Raw genomic sequence first — 7613 nt, forward strand, 5'->3', positions numbered from 1 at the left:
ACAGAACGCTTTTCCGGAACGATTCCGTAGGGCCAATATATCCCTGCCGGGCGCCGCCTTCTAGCTCCGCAGGGCCGGCGCCGCGCTGCGGAACCGGCGGAGGCGGAGGCTGTTGAGCACCACGAAGACACTGGAGAACGCCATCGCGGCGCCCGCGAGCATGGGATTGAGCAGGCCGAGAGCCGCGAGCGGGATGGCCGCGACGTTGTAGGCGAGCGCCCAGAACAGGTTCCCCCTGATGGTGCCCAGGGTCCGGCGTGCCAGTCGGATGGCGTCGACCGCGCCCCAGAGGTCGGCACGGACCAGCGTCAGGTCCGATGCCTCGATCGCCGCATCGGTGCCCGAGCCCATGGCGATGCCAAGGTCGGTTTGCGCGAGAGCCGCGGCGTCGTTCACGCCGTCGCCCACCATCGCGACCACCCGTCCCTCCCCCTGCAGAGCGACGATCTCGGCGACCTTGCCCTCGGGCAGGACTCCCGCTCGCACGCGGTCGATGCCGACACCCTCTGCGACCTGCAGTGCGGCGCGCTCGTTGTCGCCCGTGAGCAGAACAGGACGGAGGCCGAGGCCTCGCAGGGCGGCGATCGCCTCGGCGCTGCCCGCCCGCACCTGGTCCGCCACGACGAGGATGCCGCGGACGCGACCGTCCCACGCCACCGCGACCGCGGTGCGGCCGTCGTTCTCCGCCGCCTCGAACGCGGCGGCGAGGGCGGAGTCGAGGTGCAGCCCCCACTCCGCGAGGAGCGAGGGTCGGCCCGCGATCACGGCGTGGGAGTCGACGACGCCGGTCACCCCGCGACCACGGATGCTCCGGAAATCCGTCGCGGTCGGCAACTCGCCGATCCGCTCGGTGGCGCCTCGCACGACGGCCTGCGCGATGGGGTGCTCCGAGGCGTCCTCGACGGCGGCCGCGAGCCGCAGGACCTCCATCGGATCCTCGTCCGCAGCCGGCGTGATGTCGATCAGGGTCATCCGTCCCGAGGTGACCGTCCCGGTCTTGTCCAGCACGATCGTGTCGACGCGGCGGGTGGACTCGAGCACCTCGGGGCCCTTGATCAGCACCCCGAGCTGCGCTCCGCGACCCGTGCCGACGAGCAGAGCCATGGGCGTGGCGAGTCCGAGCGCACAGGGGCACGCGATGATCAGCACCGCGACGGCTGCCGTGAACGCCGCGGCCGTCCCTCCGCCCGCCAGCAGCCACGCGACGAGGGTGACGGCGGCGGCGACGAAGACGAGGGGCACGAAGACCGAGGAGAGCCGGTCGGCGAGGCGCTGGGCGTCGGCCTTGCCGGACTGCGCCTCCTCGACCATCGCGGCCATGCGGGCGAGCTGCGTGTCCGCGCCGATGCGCGTCGCGGTCACCCGCAGCCGACCGCCCACGTTGACGGTCGCACCGATCACCGCGTCTCCCGGCCGCACCTCGACCGGGACGGATTCGCCCGTGAGCATCGAGGCGTCGACGGCCGACGCGCCGTCCGCCACCACGCCGTCGGTCGCGATCTTCTCTCCCGGGCGGACGACGAACACGTCGCCGACGACCAGGCGGTCGAGCGGCACCCGCTCCTCCCTGCCGTCCCGCACGATCGCGACGTCCTTGGCGCCGAGCTGCCCGAGGGCGCGCAGCGCGGCGCCGGCGCGTCGCTTCGACCGCTGCTCGAGGAACCGCCCGAGGAGGAGGAACATCGTCACGCCGGCCGCGACCTCGAGGTAGATGCTGCCGAGCCCGTCGCCGCGCTCGATCGCGAACCGGAACGGATGGGTCATGCCCCACATGCCCGCGGTGCCGAAGAACAGCGCGTACAGGGACCACAGGTACGCGGCGGAGACCCCGACCGAGATCAGGGTGTCCATGGTGACCGCCCGGTGTCGGGCATTGAGCACCGTCGCGCGGTGGAACGGCCATGCGGCCCAGGTGACCACCGGCGTGGCGAGGATCAGCGACGCCCACTGCCATCCCGGGAACTGCAGGGGCTCCGCCATGGCGAGGGCGATGACGGGGACGGCGAGGGCGACCGCGACGATCAGCCGCAGCCGGAGCAGCCGATAGGCGGGATCGGTGCGGTCGGGCGTCTCCGTGCGCGGCAGCGCCGCGCTGTACCCGGTGCGCGCGACCTCGGCGATGAGGTCGTCGACATCCAGCCCCGGCGCGACCTCGACATGAGCCTTCTCCGTGGCGTAGTTGACGGACGCCGAGACCCCCTCCATGCGGTTGAGGCGCTTCTCGATGCGGGCCGCGCAGGACGCGCAGGTCATGCCCTCGATCTCGAGATCGTACGGAGTGGCCGTCAACGTCATGATCGACTCACGCGCGCTCTGCGCTGTATCCGGCCTCGTCGACGGCGGCCAACACCGCGGCGTCGTCGATCTCGGCGTCCGCGGTCACGAGCAGCGACCCCGACGCGGCGCTGACCTCGATGCTCGAGACCCCGGGGAGCTTCGCGACCTCGGAGCGCACGGCACCCTCGCAGTGCCCGCAGGTCATCCCGGTGACGGCGTAGGAGGTGGTGGTCATGATGTTCCTCTCGAGTCGAGCAATCGGTTCCGATACCCCCTAGGGGTATCTTTCGATCACAACGGTACACCCGGGGCGACTATTCCCGCAGGCATCCGATCTCAGAACGCGCCCGGCGCCCGCGCGAGCCGCCGCGCCGCAGCGGCCTGACCGCTCGCGAGGTGTCGGGGGATCAGCCAGCGGAGCGTCGCGATGTCCCGCTCGCTGACCGCCTCGAGGATCGCGCGGTGCTCCTCGGCCATCGCGACCAGATCGTCGTGCTGACCGAAGAGCCAGCGCAGCCGGGTGACGAAGACGCCGATCAGCTCACCGAGCATCTCGTTGCCCGCCAGCTCGGCGGAGATCTCATGGAACTCCCCGGCGGCCATCCGGGCGGCCTCGACGTCGCCTGCGACGGCGGCCGCGTGCTCACGCTCGTAGGCGGCCCGCAGCCGGCCGATGCCGTCCGCCGAGTGCCGCTCGGCGGCGAAGACGAAGATCAGGGTCTCGATCGCCTCGCGGACCTCCCCGAAGTCCTGGATGTCCTGCTGCGTGAACTCCCGGACGACGGCCCAGGTGCGCGGACGCGCGACGACCACTCCCTCACCGACCAGCGTGCGGATCGCCTCGCGCACGGGGAGCCGGGAGACGTTCAGCTCGGCGGCGATGTCGCGCTCGACCAGGCGCGACCCGGGCGCGCGGCGGCCGAGGATGATGTCGTCACGCAGAATGCGCGTCACCCTCACCGACTCGAGTTCGCCGGCAGTCCCCACCCCCGCCATATCGGGATTCTCTCATCCGGCGCCTGTCACGACAAGTTTGGTATCCCACCGCCCCGCATGCATCGGGGTCAGCGGCATCCGCACCCCTCGGCGCGATCACGGGAGCCGGTTCGCGATCGCGAGGTTCTCCTCGAGCTCGGCGGCGTTCTGCCGCACCACGTACGCGGGGCGGTCGCGCTCGACGCGCCACGATTCGCTCAGGGGCCCGACGTTGACGGTGTCGAATCCGGCCTGGTCGTAGAACCGGGTGACGAACTCGACCGCCTCGGCGTCGTCGCCGGCCGTGGCGAGGGCCCTGCGGTCGGGGGTGCCCGCCGGAGAGCCGTCGGTGGTGATGTCCGCCGCGAAGATGTGGTTGAACGCCTTGGCGATCCGCGAGGTCGGGAGCACCTTCTGCAGCAGCTCCGAGGTCGTGGTCTCGCCCTTGTCGAGAGCCTCGATGTGCCCGTCGCGCTCGAAGTAGTAGTTGTTCGTGTCGAGCACGATCTTCCCCGCGAGCTGCTCGACGGGGAGCTCGTCGATCCTGCCCAGGGGCACCGTGACGACGACCGCGTCCCCTGCAGCCGCGGCGTCGGCCGCCGTCGCCGCCGACGCTCGCGGTCCGAGCTCCGCCACGAGGTCGGCGAGCGTCTCGGGCCCGCGCGAGTTGGCGATCACCACGTCATAGCCGTTCGCGATCGCCACACGAGCGACCTGGCTGCCGATGTGTCCTGCACCGATGATTCCGAGAGTTGTCATGCTGGCGTCAACACGCGACCACCGTGCCTATTCCCCCTGATGTCACGCCGCGTCACAGGGAGAGCAGGAAGCGCTCCTCGGTGCGACGGAAGCCGAGTCCCTCGTACAGGCGGATCGCGCCGGCGTTGAACCCGAACACGTGCAGCCCGATCGAATCCGCCCCCAGCCGCCGCGCCTCGCGCTCGGCCGCGAGCATGATCCCCCTGCCGTAGCCGCGCCGACGGTGGTCCGGACCCACCTCGATGTCGAGGATGAACACGTGCGGACTCCCGGCGCGCGTCCGCACGCCGAGCCAGAGGATGCCGACCTCGGCGCCGTCGACCGACGCCGTGAAGAGCTGCTGCCCGGGCGAGTCGACGCCGTCGGGGAGCTCGAGCGCCATCTGGCGTTGCGACTCGGCGCGGGCATCGTCGGCGGTGTATCTCCCCGAGGCCACGAGATCCTCGGCGAACGCCGCCTCGGAGGCCGCGGCGAAGGCGGGGAACCGCTCCGCGGTCATCGGCTCGACGACGAGCCGGGACTCCTCGTCGCGCTCGGGCAGCGGGGCGAGGAGCATCTGGATCGACGCGCACGTGAACCCTCGCCCGTCGACGAACGCCCGGCCCTCGGCGTCGGGCGTGTAGAGCGAGACGCTCAGTCGATCGGCACCGTGGTCCCGCGCCGACGCGACGAGCGCCTCGAGCAGCTCGTCGTACTGACGGGGCTCTGGCATGCGCGTCACGGAGAGATCGATGACGAACAGGATGCCGTCGTTCGCCGCGAGCCAGATCGTGCCGATCTCGTCGTCGCCGTCGCTGATCGCCAGGATGGTCGAGGTCTCGGTCGCGAAGCCGTCCGCGAGCAGCAGGTCGAGCACGGCATCGGTCTGGGCGACGGCCTCGTCGCCCATCAGCATCCCCGATTCCTGCCGCAGCGCGATGAGACGTGCGCGCGTCGCCTCCCGCCACGAGTCGAAGCGATCCTCGGCGAGCGGCGACAGTCGAACGGGCATGCGTCCATCCTGCCCGCTCCGCGCCGATCCCGCGTCGCGGTACCCGCCGCAGCCGGGGCCCGGGCGCGCGATCGGATCAGCCCTTGTGCAGGGCGTCCTCTGCCGCGACCCAGGCGAGCATGGCGCACTTCACGCGGGCGACGTAGCGGGACACCCCGCCGAGCGCCGCGACATCGCCCAGCAGCTCCTCGTCGGGCTCGATCCTGCCGCGGGAGCGCATCGCCTCCCGGAACACGTCGATCCTGACCTCGAGCTCCTCGACCGTGAGTCCCTCGGCGAGCTCGGCCAGCAGCGATGCCGACGCCTGCGAGATCGCGCATCCGTGCCCCTCCCACGCGATCGCCTCGATCGTGCCGTCCTCGGCGCGGTGCACCTGCAGGGTGACCTCGTCGCCGCACGTCGGATTCACCTGGTGCGACTGCGCCACGATCTCCGGGCGGAGACCGAAGCCGTGCGGAGTGCGGGAGTGGTCGAGGATGAGCTCCTGGTACAGGTTCTGCAGATCGCTCATGCGCCCCTCCGGAAGAAGTCGATGGCGGCCGAGACGCCCTCGATGAGGGCGTCGACCTCCGCCTCGGTCGTGTAGAGATAGGTGCTCGCCCGTGTCGACGAGGTGACGCCGAGACGTCGATGCAGCGGCTGGGCGCAGTGGTGGCCGACGCGCACCGCGATGCCGCGGTCGTCGAGGAACTGCCCGAGGTCATGCGAGTGGATGCCCTCCACGTCGACGCTCGCCAGCCCCACGCGCGGCAGGTCGATCCCGGCGCCGAGCACCCGCACCCCGTCGACGCCCTGCAGGCCGTCCACCAGACGACGGCCGAGCGCCGCCTCGTGCGCGGCGATGCGCGGCATCCCGACCGCGGTCAGGTAGTCGACGGCGGCGGCGAGCGCGACGGCCTGCGAGACCCGCTGGGTGCCCGCTTCGAAGCGCTGGGGCGGGGGCAGGTACTCCGCCTCGGTCGTGGTGACGGTCGTGATCATCGATCCGCCGGTCAGGAAGGGCGGCATCGCCTCGAGCAGCTCACGACGGCCGTAGAGCGCGCCGATCCCCGTCGGGCCGAGCATCTTGTGCCCGGAGAGCACCGCGAAGTCCACGTCGAGCGCGCGGACGTCGAGCGGCAGGTGGGGCGCCGACTGGCACGCGTCGAGCAGCACGAGAGCGCCCGCCGCGCGCGCCAGGCCCACGATCGCCTCGACGGGATTCACGACTCCGAGGACGTTCGACACGTGCGTGACCGCGATCAGCCGGGTGCGCGGCCCGATGAGGTCGGCGGCGACGTCGAGACGCAGGGCGCCGTCGTCGTCGAGGGGGATCACGCGCAGGGTGGCTCCCGTGCGAGCCGCGAGCTCCTGCCATGGGATGAGGTTGGCGTGATGTTCCATCTCCGTGGTGACGATCTCGTCGCCCGCGCCGAGGCGCAGGCGCTCCGCCGGCGCGCCCCCGCGCCCCAGGGACGCGTTCGACAGCGAGTACGCGACGAGGTTGATCGCCTCCGTCGCATTCGACGTCCACACGATCTCGCCCTCGTCCGCGCCGATGAAGCGTGCGACCGCGGCGCGGGCGTCCTCGAAGACCTCCGTCGCCTCGGCGGCCAGCGTGTGGGCGCCGCGGTGGACGGCCGCGTTGAGCGTCGACGCGAACGAGCGCTCCGCGTCGAGCACGGCGAAGGGACGCTGCGACGTCGCACCCGAGTCGAGATAGGACAGCGGATGCCCGTTCACCTCGGTCTGCAGGATCGGGAAGTCCGCGCGGAGCCTCAGGACCTCGGCTTCGCTCAACGCGCGATCCCCCGCCGGGCCGTCGCTCGGACGGGCGGTCGCCTGGGCTGCGCTCGAAGAACTCATCCTTCTAGCTTCTCACCTGGAGCGACGGTCCGGCGCGCCGGGCGCCGCGGGCGTCACGGCCTCACGATGAGCGGCTCCGAGACGACGAGGCCCTGCGCACCGGAGTCCTGGTCGATGTAGCGGAGGTCCAGGATCCGCAGACCCGGGCTCACATCGAGCATCCGCACGACGCCGATGCCGTCGTCGAGCACGATCCGTCCTTCGCCGGCGCGGCCGAGGGACATCGAGACGGATGCTCCGGCCACGCCCTCGATCGCCAGTTCGACGTCGTCCTCCTCGCCGTCGCCGTCGGCGTCCGTGCGGCTGACGAAGCGCTCCGGGAGCCCGCCGGCGAGTGAGGGCGTCGCGAAGACGACGGGACCCACCGCCGCGCTCGCGGTCACCTCGCCCGTCGGCGCGATGTGTCGGATCGAGACCGACATCCCCTGGTGCAGCGCGTCGGGATCGGGCAGTACGGAGAACCGACCGTCCTCCCCCACCTCGGCGGTGGCGACGGTGCGGCCGACCTCGTCGAGGACGATCACGTCGCCCTGAGGTGTGCCCGTTCCCGTGATCGGCGTCGGCACCAGGGCGGGGTCCGGCAGGATCCACGAGACCGTCACCGGCCGGGTGGTCGCGGGGGGAGGCGTGGGCGTGGGCGTCGGCGTCGCCTGAGGCGTGACCGACGGCTGCACGGGCGGAGCGCTGGGCGGAGCGACGACACCCGGCACGTCCTGCGCGGGGTTCGGCTCGCGTCGGGACGCCTCGTCGTCGGAGGCGTCGGTTC

8 protein-coding genes are annotated in these 7613 nt (G+C 71.8%); all 8 read right to left on the reverse strand.

Annotation, left to right across the window (positions count from 1 at the left end):
* Window positions 1–60 precede the first annotated feature (60 nt).
* Entirely contained in the window at window positions 61–2295 is a 2235-nt protein-coding gene (locus A4X16_RS12160; RefSeq protein WP_067120915.1) for a heavy metal translocating P-type ATPase, read from the reverse strand.
* A 7-nt stretch (window positions 2296–2302) separates the two neighbouring features.
* A complete protein-coding gene (locus A4X16_RS12165) occupies window positions 2303–2512 on the reverse strand; it encodes a heavy-metal-associated domain-containing protein (RefSeq protein WP_197491833.1) in 210 nt (69 codons plus the stop codon).
* 101 nt (window positions 2513–2613) lie between these two features.
* Window positions 2614–3231, reverse strand: coding sequence for a GntR family transcriptional regulator (locus A4X16_RS12170; RefSeq protein ID WP_231880353.1), 618 nt, complete (start codon window positions 3229–3231; stop codon window positions 2614–2616).
* A 138-nt stretch (window positions 3232–3369) separates the two neighbouring features.
* Entirely contained in the window at window positions 3370–4011 is a 642-nt protein-coding gene (locus A4X16_RS12175; RefSeq protein ID WP_067120921.1) for an NADPH-dependent F420 reductase, read from the reverse strand.
* Window positions 4012–4063: 52 nt separating this feature from the next.
* Window positions 4064–5002: a GNAT family N-acetyltransferase gene (locus tag A4X16_RS17515; RefSeq protein WP_082914439.1), complete on the reverse strand. Its 939-nt coding sequence runs from the start codon at window positions 5000–5002 to the stop codon at window positions 4064–4066.
* A 76-nt stretch (window positions 5003–5078) separates the two neighbouring features.
* Entirely contained in the window at window positions 5079–5513 is a 435-nt protein-coding gene (gene sufU, locus A4X16_RS12185; protein ID WP_067120923.1) for a Fe-S cluster assembly sulfur transfer protein SufU, read from the reverse strand.
* On the reverse strand, window positions 5510–6847 hold the full coding sequence (locus A4X16_RS12190) for an aminotransferase class V-fold PLP-dependent enzyme (protein WP_082914440.1): 1338 nt from the start codon (window positions 6845–6847) through the stop codon (window positions 5510–5512). The genes sufU and A4X16_RS12190 overlap by 4 nt, the downstream gene beginning before the upstream one ends.
* A 53-nt stretch (window positions 6848–6900) precedes the next feature.
* The coding region (locus tag A4X16_RS18100; RefSeq protein ID WP_231880354.1) for an Ig-like domain-containing protein at window positions 6901–7613 on the reverse strand (713 nt) is incomplete at its 5' end.

This window comes from Microbacterium sp. H83 (genome assembly GCF_001650405.1).
Taxonomy (GTDB): Bacteria; Actinomycetota; Actinomycetes; order Actinomycetales; family Microbacteriaceae; genus Microbacterium.